The organism is Rhodoplanes tepidamans (assembly GCF_030813915.1).
Taxonomy (GTDB): Bacteria; Pseudomonadota; Alphaproteobacteria; order Rhizobiales; family Xanthobacteraceae; genus Rhodoplanes; species Rhodoplanes tepidamans.
In genome coordinates this window covers 79,876-94,005 of sequence record NZ_JAUSUJ010000015.1, presented here as the reverse complement: position 1 = coordinate 94,005, position 14,130 = coordinate 79,876, and the positions used below count along the sequence as shown (strand labels likewise).

Below are 14,130 nucleotides of genomic sequence, written 5' to 3'. Positions count from 1 at the left end.
TCCACCCGGTCCGTCCACTCGCCACCCCGGTGTCGTCCGACATCCACAGGATGAGGTCTCCATGCTTGCTTTCGCGCGCCCGTTGGCCGTTCTCGCCTGCCTCGCCGGCACGGCAGCCGTCGCGATCGGTCCGGCTCCCGCCCGGGCCGAGGACAAGGTCACGATGCTCACCAGTTGGTACGCCCAGGCCGAGCACGGCGGCTTCTACCAAGCGGTCGCCACCGGCATCTACAAGAAGTACGGCCTCGACGTGACGATCCGCATGGGCGGCCCGCAGGTCAACGGCATGCAGATCCTCGGCGCCGGCCAGACCGAGTTCCTGATGAGCTACGACTTCTCGGTCTACAAGGCGCTCGAGCAGGGCGTGCCGGCCGTCACGGTCGCCACGTCGTTCCAGTCCGACCTGCAGGGCCTGATGACCCATCCGGACGTCAAGAGCCTCGCCGACCTGAAGAGCAAGACCATCTACGTCGCCACCGCGGGCCGCTCCAACTGGTGGCCGTGGATGAAGACCAAGTTCGGCTACACGGACGACCAGACCCGCACCTACACGTTCAACCTGCAGCCGTTCCTGGCCGACCCGAACGCCGCCATGCAGGCCTACATGTCGTCGGAGCCGTTCGCGGCCCAGCAGAGCGGCGCCAAGGTCAACTTCTTCCTCTTCGCCAACGACGGCTACCCGCCCTACGGCACCACGATCGTGACGCTGAAGAAGATCGCCGACGAGAAGCCCGACATGGTGCAGCGCTTCGTCAAGGCGTCGATGGAGGGCTGGAAGAGCTACCTGTACGGCGATCCGTCGCCCGCGAACGCGCTCATCAAGAAGGACAATCCGAAGATGAGCGACGAGCAGATCGCCTACGCGATCGGCAAGCTGCGCGAGAGCAAGGTACTGGTCGGCGGCGACGCGGCGACGCAGGGCATCGGCATCATGACCGACGCGCGCTGGAAGGCGACCTACGACTTCATGGTGAAGGAGAAGCTGCTCAAGCCCGAGGTCGACATGAAGGCCGCGTACACGCTGCAGTTCGTCAAGGACCTCAAGATCATGCCGTGACCGGCCGGGCGGCCGCGGCCGCCCGCCGCCCCACCCGACGAGACAGGACGGACCCGCGGCGCGCCGCGGGTCCGCCGGAAGCGGAAAACGCCATGACGATCGCCCAGGCCGTGCGCACCCCCGAGTTCGACGCCCAGGAGCCCGCCCCCGCCGGACCGCCCGCCATCGAGGTGCTGGGCGCCGACAAGGTGTTCAGCACCGGCGTGCGGGCCCTGACGCCGATCGACCTCACCGTCAACCAGGGCGAGTTCGTCACCCTGCTCGGCCCCTCCGGCTGCGGCAAGTCGACCCTCCTCAAGATGGTGGCCAACCTGATCGAGCCGACCTCGGGCGGCCTGATGTGGTGGGGCCGCGACTACGGCCATGTCGGCGAGGAGGGCAAGAAGCTGGTCTTCGTCTTCCAGGATCCGACCCTGATGCCGTGGTCGCGGGTGCGCGGCAACGTCCGGCTGCCGCTCGACCTCGCCGGCGTGCCGAAGGCCGAAGGCAATGCCCGCGTCGATCGCGCGCTCGCGATGGTCGGCCTCGAGAAGTTCGATTCGAGCTATCCGCGCCAGCTCTCCGGCGGCATGCAGATGCGCGTCTCGATCGCCCGCGCGCTGGTCACCGAGCCGAACCTGCTCCTGATGGACGAGCCGTTCGGCGCGCTCGACGAGATCACCCGCAACAAGCTCGACCAGGATCTGCTCGACCTGTGGTTCGAGCGGAAGCTGACCGTGGTGTTCGTCACCCACTCGATCTACGAGTCGGTCTTCCTCTCCACCCGCGTCGTCGTGATGGCGGCGCGGCCGGGCCGGGTGCTGCGCGAGGTCGTCATCGACGAGCCCTATCCGCGCGACGACGCCTGGCGCGTCTCGCAACGCTTCGCCGCCTATGCGCGCGACCTGCAGGTCCTGCTGGCCGAGGCCAGCGTCTCCGGCGCGGCGCACGAATGAGACGGCGGCGTCTTTCTCGTCATTCCGGGGCGCGGCGAAGCCGCGAACCCGGACTCCAGCCACGCACTCCGAGTTCCGGGCTGGATCCGGGTCCCGGCTGCTGACGCAGCCTCGCCCGGAATGACCATCCGTAATCGCATCCTCGCCGACTGAGGCCCGCCATGGCACTCGATCCCAACAACCGCACTCTCGCCGTCCTCCTGCCCGTCCTGGTCGGCATCCTCGTGCTCGTCGTCTGGCACGGCGCGGTGTGGTACTGGCAGGTGCCCAAGTATCTGGTGCCGTCGCCCATCCTGGTCGCCGAGACGCTTGTCGACCAGTGGTCGCTCCTGTTCGCCTCGCTGCTCGTCACCCTGAAGGTGACGTTCATGGCTTTCTTTCTGGCCGTCGTCATCGGCACGCTGATCGCCTTCGCGTTCGCGCAGAGCAAGTTCATCGAGATGTCGTTCTTCCCCTATGCGGTGCTTCTCCAGGTGACCCCGGTCGTCGCCATCGCGCCGCTGATCATCATCTGGGTGAAGGAGCCGACCGCGGCCCTCGTCGTCTGCGCCACCATCGTGGCGCTGTTCCCGATCATCTCGAACACCATCCTGGGGCTGCGCAGCGTCAATCCGGGGCTGCTGAACCTGTTCCGGATGAACAGGGCGACCCGGCTGCAGGAGCTGGTCCGCCTGCGCATCCCGAGCGCGGCGCCCTACTTCTTCGGCGGCCTGCGCATCTCCTCGGGCCTCGCGCTGATCGGCGCCGTGGTGGCCGAGTTCGTCGCCGGCACCGGCGGCACCTCGGCCGGCCTCGCCTACCAGATCCTCCAGGCCGGCTTCCAGCTCGACATCCCGCTCCTCTTCGCCGCCCTGTTCCTGATCACGCTGACCGGCGTCGCCCTGTTCCTGATCATGGTCACGCTCTCCAAGCTGGCGCTCGGCGACTGGCACGAGAGCGAGCTCGTTCCGGAGACCTGATGGACCTCCTCATCCGCAACGCCACCGCCATCATGACCGGTGGCACGGGAGCGGCCGCCCGCGCGGCCGGCCCCGACATCCGCCTGCGCGGCAATCACATCGCGGCGATCGGCGTGCTCGCGCCGGAGCCCGGCGAGCGTGTGCTCGACGCCACCGACTGCGTCGTCTATCCGGGCTGGATCAACACGCACCACCACCTGTTCCAGTCGTTGATGAAGGGCATCCCGGCCGGCATCGACCTGCAGCTGGCGCCGTGGCTCTCCGCCGTGCCGGTCGCCTATCGCCGCTTCGTGAACGACGAGACGCTGCGGATCGCCGCCACCATCGGCATCGCCGAGCTGGTGCTGTCCGGCTGCACCACCATCGCCGACCATCACTACGCCTACTGGCCCGGCATGGGCTTCGACGGCTCGGCCCTGCTGTTCGAGCTCGCCGAAAAATTCGGCGTGCGCTTCGTGCTGATGCGGGGCGGCGCCACCAAGGTGCGCGAGATCGACAAGAACCCGCCGCCGGAGGCGCGGCCCGAGACGCTCGACGACATGCTGGCGAGCGTCGAGACCGACGTCGGCCGCTTCCATCAGGCGGGCGGCGACGCGATGCGCAAGGTCATCCTCGCCCCGACCACGCCGACCTGGTCGGTGCACGCGCACGAGCTGCCCGCGTTCGCCGCGGCCGCGCGGAAGATGGGGATCGGGCTGCACAGCCATCTGTCGGAATCGCTCGACTACATCGACTTCTGCCGCGACGTGCACGGCTGCACGCCGCTCGAGTTCGTACGGCGCCACGACTGGGTCGGGCCGGACGTGTTCTTCGCTCATCTCTGCCACATGCAGCCCGAGGAGATCCGGCTGATGGCGGAGACCGGCACCGGCATGGCGCACTGCCCGCAATCGAATTGCCGGCTCGGCTCGGGGATCGCGTTCGCCCCGGAGCTGGCCCGGCTCGGCGGCCGCGTCTCGCTCGGCGTGGACGGCGCCGGCTCCAACGAGGCGGCCGACATGATCTGCGAGAGCCACATGGCGTGGCTCGTGCACCGCGTCCGCGACGGTGCCGCGGCCGTCACGGTCGAGGACGTGATCCGGTGGGGGACGACCGGCGGCGCGACCGTGCTGGGCCTCTCCGACACCGGCATGGTGGCACCCGGCATGGCGGCCGACCTGGTCGTCTATTCGCTCGATCACCCGCGCTATGCCGGCCTGCACGACCCCGCCATCGCCCCGGTCGCCGGAGGCGGCCAGGCCCACGTGAAATGGGGCTTCTGCAACGGCCGCCTGATCGTCGAGGACGGACGGATTCCCGGCCTCGACCTGCCCGGCCTGTTCGCCGAGGCGCGGCGGGCGGTGAGCCGGATGGTGATCTGATCAGGTCGCATGCCGCGTGTCCCGGCTCGCGGTGCGGTGCGCCGCGTCCGGGGCGCGAGGCTCTCACGGTGCGCCGCTCACAATCCCCGCAGGAACTCGGGCCTCAGCACCGGGGCGCCTCTTCGGGCGGCCCCGACGATCTGCAGGAGCCGGTCACGGTCCTGCGGCAGCGTGCCGGCGAGCGGCAGGCAGTTCGAGGCGTGGTTGGAGCGGAACACCACGGGCTGCTTCGGGTCGAGGGCGGCGAGCAGCGCCTCCTGCTCCTCCAGCACACCGGCGTCGTCCTGCCACTCGAACGGCGGGCCGTCGCGCTGGAAGCGCTGAAGAAACTCGTCGATCTCGTCCGCGCCGAGGCGGAGCTGCAGGGTCGAGAGATAGGCGGGCGGCGCCGCATTGATCACGGCCGCCGTGCCCTCGACATGCTCGCGCCACAGGCGACGGCCGCCGACGCCGAGAATCACCGTGGCCGAAACGGCGAGGCCGGCGGCGCGGGCGCGGTTCAACGCTTCGGCGATGCGCTCCGGCGTCGCGCCCTTGCGGATCCGCGACAGGATCGCCGGCGCGCCCGACTCGACGCCGACATAGACCAGCGACAGCCGCTTCTCGCGCAGCAGCCGCAGCTCGCCGGGCTGCTTCTGCGTGAGGTTGATCGGCGTCGCGTAGGACGACACCCGCTCGAGCCGCGGGAAGGCGGCCGACAGCCGGTCGAGGATGGCGGCGAGCGTCTCGGTCGGCAGCACCAGGGCGTCGCCGTCGGCGAGAAACACCCGGTCGGCGTCCGGCCACACCCGCGCCGCCGCCTCGATGTCGGCGAACACGTCGCCGAGCGGGCGCGCGTGAAAGTGCTTGCCCTTGTACATGGCGCAGAAGGTGCAGCGGTTGAACGAACAGCCGATCGTCGCCTGGACGATCAGGTTGCGGCCCTCGCTCGGGGGCCGGTAGAGCGGCTCGTCGTACTGCAGGGGCGCGAACATCATGGCGCGGCGCTCGACACCGGACGGTCGGCGCCATCATAGCGCGAGCGGGGCGCTTAAGCACGCGGTGGAGGACGACCGTCCTCCCGTCATTCCGGGGCGCGGACCACCAGGTCCGCGAACCCGGAATCCAGCGACCAGTTCCGAATTCGCGGCTGGATTCCGGGTTCGCCGCTGCGCGGCGCCCCGGAATGACCGCGTGCGCCACCCGACTCAGTGCCCGAGCGCGTCCTTCAGGGTCTGCAGCTGGGACAGGCGCTGGGTGGCCTTGTCGCGGGCGCGGTCGTCCTTGGCGTCGGTGACGTCTTCCTGGGCGTCCTGGATCGCCTGGCGGATCACCTCCGGCTGGAGCTCGTCGACCGGGACGACCTCCTGGGCCAGCACGGTGAGGCCGTTCGGCCCGACCTCGGCGAAGCCGCCCCGCACCACGATCATCTTCGGAGCGTTCTCGCCATAGACGGTGAGCACGCCGGGCCGCAGCGTCGCGACGAAGGGCGCATGGCCGGCCATGATGCCGAAGTCGCCCTCCTCGCCCGGCACGTCCACCTGGGTGACCTCGCCGGAGAACATCAGCTTCTCGGGCGACACGAGCTCGAAGTGAAAGGTGGACATGGCTCATTTAGCGAATGGCGAGTAGCGAATAGCGAATGGTTGCACGACCTATCCGCCACCGCTCTTCCCTATTCGCTACTCCCTATTCGCTATTCGCCAATTCACTCGCAGTTCGTTCGGAAGTCGCGGCCTACGCGGCTTCCGCCGCCAGCCGCTTGCCCTTCTCGACCGCCTGCTCGATGGTGCCGACCATGTAGAAGGCCGCCTCCGGCAGATGGTCGTACTTGCCCTCGCACAGGCCCTTGAAGCCGCGGATCGTGTCGGCGAGATCGACGAACACGCCCGGCGTGCCGGTGAACACCTCGGCCACGTGGAACGGCTGCGACAGGTAGCGCTCGATCTTGCGGGCGCGCGCCACCGTCAGCTTGTCCTCTTCGGAGAGCTCGTCCATGCCCAGGATCGCGATGATGTCCTGGAGCGCCTTGTAGCGCTGCAGGATCTGCTGCACCTGGCGGGCGACCGCGTAGTGCTCCTCGCCGACGACCCGCGGGTCGAGCATGCGCGAGGTCGAGTCGAGCGGGTCGACGGCCGGGTAGATGCCCTTCTCGGCGATCGAGCGCGACAGCACCGTGGTGGCGTCCAGATGCGCGAACGAGGTCGCCGGCGCCGGGTCGGTGAGGTCGTCGGCCGGCACGTAGATGGCCTGCACCGAGGTGACCGAGCCCTTGGTGGTCGTGGTGATGCGCTCCTGCAGGGCGCCCATGTCGGTCGCCAGCGTGGGCTGATAGCCCACCGCCGACGGGATGCGGCCGAGCAGCGCCGACACCTCCGAGCCCGCCTGGGTGAAGCGGAAGATGTTGTCGACGAAGAACAGCACGTCCTGGCCCTGGTCGCGGAAGTACTCGGCCAGCGTCAGGCCGGTGAGGCCGACGCGGGCGCGGGCGCCGGGCGGCTCGTTCATCTGGCCGAACACCAGCGCGCACTTGGAGCCCTTGGTGTCGCCCTTGGTCTCGTGCGGGTCCTTGTTGACGCCGGACTCGATGAACTCGTGGTAGAGGTCGTTGCCCTCGCGGGTGCGCTCGCCGACGCCGGCGAACACCGAGTAGCCGCCGTGCGCCTTGGCGATGTTGTTGATCAGCTCCTGGATGATCACGGTCTTGCCGACGCCGGCGCCGCCGAACAGGCCGACCTTGCCGCCCTTGGCGTAGGGCGCCAGCAGGTCGACCACCTTGATGCCGGTGACCAGGATCTGCGACTCGGTCGACTGCTCGGTGTAGAGCGGCGCCTCCTGGTGGATCGGGCGCGTCTCGGTGTGCGGCACCGGGCCGGCCTCGTCGACCGGCTCGCCGACCACGTTGATGATGCGCCCGAGCGTGCCCTCGCCGACCGGCACGGCGATCGGCAGGCCGGTGTCGGTGACGACCTGGCCGCGCACCAGCCCTTCGGTCGTGTCCATGGCGATGGTGCGCACCGTCGACTCGCCGAGATGCTGCGCCACCTCGAGCACCAGCTTGTGGCCCTGGTTGTCGGTCGTGAGCGCGTTCAGGATCGCCGGCAGATGGCCCTCGAACTGCACGTCGACGACGGCGCCGATGACCTGGGTGATGTGTCCGACCGAAGTGGTTTGGGTGGCCATGCTTGTCTCCTTGGAGCTCGAGCCGCGGCGCAGATCGGCCCGAACGAAACGCGGTGTGATCGCTCAGACGACGGTCAGCTTGACCGGCACGTTGTTGCGGGTGGCCCGCGAGTACGGGCAGATGCGGTGGGCGTCCTCGACCAGGGCCTCGACCTTGGCCTTGTCGGCGCCCGGGATCGAGACCTTGATCTCGGCGGTGAGGGCGAAGCTCACCTCGTCCTTGTCGATGCCGATCGACACGGTCACGCGCGCGGCCTGGCCGTCGACGCCGTGCTTCTTCGACAGCGCCAGGATCGCCTGGCCGAAGCAGGACGACCAGCCGAGCGCGAACAGCTGCTCGGGATTGTGGCCTTCGCCCGAGCCGCCCATCTCTTTGGGCAGCGCCATGGCGAGCCCGAGGCCGCCGTTCTCCAGCACCGCCCGTCCGTCACGTCCGCCCTTGGTGGTCGCCGTCGTCGTGTAGGCCATGGGGGGTCTCCTGTTCGACCGGAAGTCGTCAGAGCGCCTCGGCGCCCGAGATGATCTCGATCAGCTCGCTGGTGATCATCGCCTGGCGGGTGCGGTTGTACTTCAGGGTCTGCTTGCGGATCATCTCGCCGGCATTGCGGGTGGCGTTGTCCATCGCGCTCATCTGGGCGCCGTAGAACGAGGCGGCGTTCTCCAGCAGCGCCTTGAACACCTGCACCGAGATGTTGAGCGGCAGCAGCTCCGCGAGGAGCTGCTCCTCGTCGGGCTCGTACTCGTAGGACGGCGCCGGGCCGTTGGCGGGCGCCCCCTCGAACACGGCCGGGATGAGCTGCTGGGCGGTCGGGACCTGGGCGATCACCGACTTGAAGCGCGAGTAGAACAGGGTGCAGACGTCGAAGGCGCCCTGGTCGTAGAGCGAGATGACGCGCTGGGCGATCTCGTGGGCGTTCTCGAAGCGGATCTGGCGCACCGCGCGCAGATCGATCACGTCGATGATCTCGTCCTCGAACAGCCGCTTGAGCTGGTCGAAGCCCTTGCGGCCGACGCAGAGGATCTTGATCTGCTTGCCTTCGGCGAGAAGCTGGTTGGCGCGGTCGCGGGCGAGCCGCACGATCGCCGAGTTGAACGGGCCGCACAGGCCGCGCTCGCCCGTGCAGACGAGCAGCAGGTGAACCTGGTCGCGCCCGGTGCCGGCGAGCAGACGCGGCCCCTCGGGATTGTCCTGCACCGAGGCCGCGATGTTGCCGAGGGTGCGCTGCATCCGCTCCGAATACGGGCGCGCCGCCTCGGCGGCCGCCTGGGCGCGCCGGAGCTTGGACGCGGCGACCATCTGCATGGCCTTGGTGATCTTCTGCGTCGCCTTGGTCGCGGCGATCCGGTTTCGCAGGTCTTTCAGGCTGGGCATTCCGTGGTCACCTTTGCGCCCGGTCCGGCTTCTGTTCCGTCATGCCCGGCCGCGCGGCCGGGCATTCACGTTCGTCGTCGGCCGCGTCGGGGACGTGGCGGCCGGAACGAGCCCGGCCACGACGACGGCGATCGATCACGCGAAGGTCTTGGCGTACTCGTCGGTGATCGACTTCACCTTGGCGGCGGTCGCATCGTCGAGGTCGCGCTTGTCGCGAATGGTGTTCAGCACGTCCTCGTACTGGGTCCGGAAAAGCGACAGGAGCCCCTGCTCGAACGCCTTCACGCTGCCGACCGGGATCGGATCCAGGTAGCCGTTGACTCCGGCATAGATGACGACGACCTGCTCCTCCATCTTCAGCGGCGAGAACTGCGCCTGCTTGAGGAGCTCGGTCAGCCGGGCGCCGCGGTTGAGCAGGCGCTGCGTCGTCGCGTCCAGGTCGGAGCCGAACTGCGCGAAGGCCGCCATCTCGCGGTACTGCGCGAGCTCGCCCTTGATCTTGCCGGCGACCTTCTTCATCGCCTTGGTCTGGGCCGACGAGCCGACTCGCGACACCGAGAGGCCGACGTTCACGGCGGGCCGGATGCCCTGGTAGAACAGATCGGACTCCAGGAAGATCTGGCCGTCGGTGATCGAGATCACGTTGGTCGGGATGTAGGCCGAGACGTCGTTGGCCTGCGTCTCGATCACCGGCAGCGCGGTGAGCGAGCCGGCGCCGTACTCGTCGTTCATCTTGGCGGCACGCTCGAGCAGGCGCGAGTGCAGGTAGAACACGTCGCCCGGATAGGCCTCGCGGCCGGGCGGACGGCGCAGCAGCAGCGACATCTGGCGGTAGGCGACGGCCTGCTTGGACAGGTCGTCGTAGAAGATCACGGCGTGCATGCCGTTGTCGCGGAAGTACTCGCCCATGGTGCAGCCGGCGAACGGCGCAAGGTACTGCATCGGCGCCGGGTCGGACGCGGTGGCGGCGACGACGATCGAGTATTCGAGCGCGCCGTTCTCCTCCAGGGCCTTCACGAACTGGGCGACCGTCGAGCGCTTCTGCCCGACCGCGACATACACGCAGTAGAGCTTGATCTTCTCGTCGCCGGTGGCGTTGAGCGGCTTCTGGTTGAGGATGGTGTCGAGGACGATCGCGGTCTTGCCGGTCTGGCGGTCGCCGATGACCAGCTCGCGCTGGCCGCGGCCGATCGGGATCAGCGCGTCGATGGCCTTGAGGCCGGTCGCCATCGGCTCGTGCACGGACTTGCGCGGAATGATGCCGGGCGCCTTCACGTCGACGCGGCGGCGCTCGGTCGCCTCGATCGGGCCCTTGCCGTCGATCGGGTTGCCGAGCGCGTCGACCACGCGGCCGAGCAGGCCCTTGCCGACCGGCACGTCGACGATGGCGCGGGTGCGCTTGACGGTCTGGCCTTCCTTGATCTCGCGGTCGTTGCCGAAGATCACGATGCCGACATTGTCGATCTCGAGGTTCAGGGCCATGCCCCGCACCCCGTTCTCGAACTCGACCATCTCGCCGGCCTGGACGTTGTCGAGACCGTAGACGCGGGCGATGCCGTCGCCGACGGAGAGGACCTGGCCGACCTCGGAGACCTCGGCTTCCTGGCCGAAGTTCTTGATCTGCTCCTTGAGGATCGCAGAAATCTCTGCGGCGCGGATGTCCATCAGCCGACCTCTTTCATCGCGTGCTTGATTGCATTCAGCTTGGTCCGGAGCGAGCCGTCGACCATCCGGCTGCCGACCTTCACCACGAGCCCGCCGATGATGGCGGGATCGACCTGCACTTCAACCTTGACGTTCTTGCCCGTGACGGCATCGAGCGCCTTCTTGATCTCGGCCTTGTGGGCGTCGGCGAGCGGCTCGGCGACCGTGACGAGCGCCGTGACCTCGCCGCGATGGCGGGCGAGCAGCTCGCGGAAGTCGCGGATCATGTCGCGCACCGCGAAGAGGCGGCGGTTCGACGCGACGAGCCGCAGGAAGTTCGCCGCCGTGCCCTCCATCTTGGCCTTGGCCAGCACCGCCGTCACGGCCCGGGTCTGCTCCTCGGCGCTGAACGCCGGGCTGCGGACGAGGCGCAGGAGATCGGGGCTGCCGTGGAGCAGCGCCTCGAAGCTGTCGAGGTCGCGGCTCACGGCGTCGAGCGTGCCGCTGTCACGTGCGAGCTCGAACAAGGCCGTCGCGTAACGCCCTGCCATTCCGGCCACGATCGGATCGTCTGCTGCCACGGCGCTCTCTTTCGGCTTTCAGCATCCAGGGTCCCGCCGCGGTTCCGCAGAACGCGCGCAAGCCCCTGGATTCTAAGCGGGACCAGGATTGAATGGGGCGTCCGGAGCGGCCCTCGCCCCGTTGAAAAACCGCGCGTTTGCTAACACAGGCCCGTTGGCGGTGCAATATGGCGAGGGGTCGCCGGACGAGGCCGAAAGGCGCGGCGGAGACCGGGCCGGCGGGGGCCCGGTGCGGCGCTCCGGCGGGCGACGGAGGACTGTTCGACAGCCTCCGTCGGCGGCTCGGGTTCCCTGCCGGGACCGCATCCTATAAGGAGACCGCGGCGGCGCCTGTGCCGCCCGCCACGCGTTCCCGGTCATGCCGTCCTCCCCGTCCCCCCTGTTCGTCGACCTCACCACCGCGTTCCAGGAGCGCGGCCGCATCGCCCATGGCACCGTGCGGGTCGAGCGCGAGCTGGTCGGGGCGCTGGCCGAGCGGGCGCTCGGCGGCCGCGACGACCTCGCCTTCTGCCGGTTCGACCCGGCCGCCCGGCGCTTCGTGGCGATGTCGGCGGCCGAGGCGCTGGCGATCGTGCGGGCGCCGACCGGAGCCGAGCGGCGGCGGGCGCCGCGCCCGGCCTGGCGGTCGCACCCGGTCCTGCAGGCCGGGCGCCGGCTGGAGCGGTTCGTGCGCACCGCGATCCGCGACCGCTTCCGCCGCAAGCGCCGCGCCGTGCTCGAGCAGGTCGCCGGCCCGGCCGACATCTTTCCGCCCGGCGCGTGGCTGCTGCTGCCCGGCGAGCTGCAGCGGCACGACTTCGCCCACCTGATCGCGCTCCGCCGCCGCCTCGGCGTCCGGCTCGCGACCGTGTTCTACGATCTGCTCGGCACGCTGCCGGCCGATGATCCGCGGGTGACGAATCCGGACGCCGCCGACATCCCGTCGAGCGAGTTCATTCTGCGCCACGCGGCGCTGGTGCTGTCGATCTCGGCTTTCTCGGCCGGCGCCCTGCGGGCCCACGCGGCCGAGCGCGGCGTCCCCCTGCCGCCGCTGGCGGTGATCCGGCTCGGCCACCGCATCGGCCCGGCCGAGGAGGACGGGCCCGCCGTGGCCGGCCTCGCACCGGGCGGCTACGTGCTCACCGTCGGCGACGTGACGGCGCGCAAGAACCACCGGCTGCTGGTCGATGTCTGGTCCGGGCTGTCGCGCGAGCGCGGCGGACGGGTGATGCCGCTGGTCGTCGCCGGGCGGATCGGCCACGACGGCGCCCCGCTGGTCGCCGCGGTCGAGGCGGACCCGGCGGCCGCCGCGGTGATCCGCTTCCTCAGCAATGTCGACGATCGACAGCTCCGCTGGCTCTACGCGAACTGCCGCTTCACGGTGTTCCCGTCGCTGTCGGAGGGCTTCGGCCTGCCGGTGGTCGAGAGCCTGGCGGCCGGCAAGGCGTGCATCGCCTCGAACGCCACGGCGATTCCCGAGGCGAGCCAGGGCGCGGCGCGGCATCTCGACCCGGCCGACGCCGCGACGTGGCGGGCCGCCGTGCAGGCGCTTCTCGACGACGACCGGGCGCTCGCCCGGGCCGAGGCCGCCATCGCCGACACGTTCCGGCTGGTCGGCTGGGCCGACACCGCCGCCGACGTGCTCGCCGCCGCCGACGCGGCGCGGGCCGGCGACGCGACCTGATCACCCCTTCCCCAGCCGCGGGCGCAGCAGCATCGGGCCGTAGACGGCGCAGAAGCCCAGGAAGGCGGCGGTCCAGGCGAGGGCGGCGGCCCACAGGAGCGGCGTCACGTGATCGGGCACGAGGCCGGCGGCGATGCGCAGCGCCGCCGCCGCGACGACGGCGACGTAGACGGCCCGGGTCGACGCCGGCGCCTCCAGGGCCCGGCCGGTATGGCCGCGGGTCGCCCGGGTCATCACGGCGAGCGTCATCACCCCGGCCGCCCCGACCGTCCAGGCGTGGATGCCGGCCGAGGGCGACACCAGCGGGGTCGCGGCGGCCGCCGCCAGCAGCAGGAAGCCGAGCGGGATGAACGCGTAGCCGACGTGAAGGATGACGACGAGGGCGTCGCGCCCGGTGCGGTCGCCGGCCCAGCGGGCGAGCCGCACCGCCTGGACGAGCCCGGACGCCGCCAGCAGGACGGCCGTGACGACGCCCTCGGGCGCCGCCAGCCAGGCCGCGAGGGCCATCACGGCGAGCGCGATCGCCGCGGCGTCGACGCGCCCGAACGGCGCCGGCAGGCGGCCCGGGTTCTCGCGCACCAGCCAGTTGCGGGTGAAGCTCGGCACGATGCGGCCGCCGATCAGCACGATCAGCACCACGATGGCGGCCAGCGCGAGCCGCCGGCCCAGCACCGCCTCGCCGCGCACATGCGCCTCGACATGGAAGACGATGTTGGCGGCCGCGAAGACGGCGACGATGACGAGCACACGCAGGTTGCGCCAGTTCCGGCCGGCGATCACTTCGCGGCCGGCGGCGGCGAGCACCATGAGCAGGAACGCCACGTCGACGACTGCGACCACGGCCCAGCCGAGCGTGCCGCCGGCCGCGACGGCCAGCCGTCCGGCCAGCCAGGCCAGCACCAGGACCAGCAGCGGCGTGCCGGCGAGCGGCAGCCGTCCGGTCCAGTTCGGAATCGCGGTCAGGAGGAAGCCCGTGACCACGGCGGCGACATAGCCGAACAGGAGCTCGTGGGCATGCCAGTCGACCGCCGCGAACACGGTGTCGATCGCGATGCGGCCCTCCCAGACCGGCATCCACAGCAGCACGGTCACGCCGGCGAACAGCGCCCCGAAGAGGAAGAACGGGCGGAAGCCGTAGCTCAGCAGGGCCGGGCCGGCATAGGGGGCGGTGCGGGGAACGGGGGCCATGCGACGTCCGGGGCACGAGGGTGGGGCACGAGATCGGGAGAGGAACCCGGCGAGCTGCGCCGCGGTTCGACATCGCATTAGAGACCGCCCGAGAGCCGCGACGGAACCCGCCAGTTTAGAGTCGCTTGATTTTCGACAAGCTTCTGGTTTTTTGCTGACGGTAGGACCGTCAACGCGTGGCCGGACGGCTCGTCGATCGTCCTCGTGG

The 14,130-nt window shown here is 70.0% G+C and carries 13 protein-coding genes; 5 read left to right on the top strand and 8 right to left on the bottom strand.

The window, feature by feature from the left end:
- Positions 1–61: 61 nt before the first annotated feature.
- From J2S22_RS18335 to J2S22_RS18320, 4 genes are all read left to right on the top strand, one after another.
- Positions 62–1,057, top strand: coding sequence for an ABC transporter substrate-binding protein (locus J2S22_RS18335; RefSeq protein WP_272774991.1), 996 nt, complete (start codon positions 62–64; stop codon positions 1,055–1,057).
- A 92-nt stretch (positions 1,058–1,149) separates the two neighbouring features.
- Complete coding sequence (locus J2S22_RS18330; protein WP_272774992.1) at positions 1,150–1,992, top strand: ABC transporter ATP-binding protein; 843 nt, start codon at positions 1,150–1,152, stop codon at positions 1,990–1,992.
- A 149-nt stretch (positions 1,993–2,141) separates the two neighbouring features.
- The gene (locus J2S22_RS18325) at positions 2,142–2,951 is read left to right on the top strand and encodes an ABC transporter permease (protein ID WP_370878220.1); all 810 of its coding nucleotides are present in this window, start codon (positions 2,142–2,144) and stop codon (positions 2,949–2,951) included.
- The gene (locus J2S22_RS18320; protein ID WP_272774994.1) at positions 2,951–4,312 is read left to right on the top strand and encodes an amidohydrolase family protein; all 1,362 of its coding nucleotides are present in this window, start codon (positions 2,951–2,953) and stop codon (positions 4,310–4,312) included. Before J2S22_RS18325 ends, J2S22_RS18320 begins: the two co-directional genes overlap by 1 nt.
- A 77-nt stretch (positions 4,313–4,389) precedes the next feature.
- Here J2S22_RS18320 and J2S22_RS18315 read toward each other — a convergent pair whose 3' ends face one another.
- The 7 genes from J2S22_RS18315 to J2S22_RS18285 all read right to left on the bottom strand — a co-directional run bounded on the left by J2S22_RS18315 (position 4,390) and on the right by J2S22_RS18285 (position 11,071).
- The gene (locus tag J2S22_RS18315) at positions 4,390–5,289 is read right to left on the bottom strand and encodes a radical SAM protein (RefSeq protein ID WP_272774995.1); all 900 of its coding nucleotides are present in this window, start codon (positions 5,287–5,289) and stop codon (positions 4,390–4,392) included.
- 210 nt (positions 5,290–5,499) lie between these two features.
- The gene (locus J2S22_RS18310; protein ID WP_272774996.1) at positions 5,500–5,898 is read right to left on the bottom strand and encodes a F0F1 ATP synthase subunit epsilon; all 399 of its coding nucleotides are present in this window, start codon (positions 5,896–5,898) and stop codon (positions 5,500–5,502) included.
- Between the two features lie 130 nt (positions 5,899–6,028).
- Positions 6,029–7,474 (bottom strand): F0F1 ATP synthase subunit beta, encoded by a 1,446-nt coding sequence (atpD, locus tag J2S22_RS18305; RefSeq protein ID WP_272774997.1) that lies wholly within the window; start codon positions 7,472–7,474, stop codon positions 6,029–6,031.
- A 63-nt stretch (positions 7,475–7,537) separates the two neighbouring features.
- The gene (locus J2S22_RS18300) at positions 7,538–7,942 is read right to left on the bottom strand and encodes an organic hydroperoxide resistance protein (RefSeq protein WP_272774998.1); all 405 of its coding nucleotides are present in this window, start codon (positions 7,940–7,942) and stop codon (positions 7,538–7,540) included.
- Between the two features lie 28 nt (positions 7,943–7,970).
- Positions 7,971–8,846: a F0F1 ATP synthase subunit gamma gene (locus J2S22_RS18295; protein ID WP_272774999.1), complete on the bottom strand. Its 876-nt coding sequence runs from the start codon at positions 8,844–8,846 to the stop codon at positions 7,971–7,973.
- A 135-nt stretch (positions 8,847–8,981) separates the two neighbouring features.
- The gene (gene atpA / locus J2S22_RS18290) at positions 8,982–10,511 is read right to left on the bottom strand and encodes a F0F1 ATP synthase subunit alpha (RefSeq protein ID WP_272775000.1); all 1,530 of its coding nucleotides are present in this window, start codon (positions 10,509–10,511) and stop codon (positions 8,982–8,984) included.
- Positions 10,511–11,071, bottom strand: a complete 561-nt coding sequence (locus J2S22_RS18285) for a F0F1 ATP synthase subunit delta (protein WP_272775001.1) — start codon at positions 11,069–11,071, stop codon at positions 10,511–10,513. The genes atpA and J2S22_RS18285 overlap by 1 nt, the downstream gene beginning before the upstream one ends.
- 358 nt (positions 11,072–11,429) lie before the next feature.
- On the opposite strand from J2S22_RS18285, the gene J2S22_RS18280 reads away from it, so the two are divergent.
- Entirely contained in the window at positions 11,430–12,734 is a 1,305-nt protein-coding gene (locus tag J2S22_RS18280; RefSeq protein ID WP_272775002.1) for a glycosyltransferase, read from the top strand.
- On the opposite strand, the gene J2S22_RS18275 is transcribed toward J2S22_RS18280, so the two are convergent.
- Complete coding sequence (locus tag J2S22_RS18275; protein WP_272775003.1) at positions 12,735–13,922, bottom strand: NnrS family protein; 1,188 nt, start codon at positions 13,920–13,922, stop codon at positions 12,735–12,737.
- Positions 13,923–14,130 lie beyond the last annotated feature (208 nt).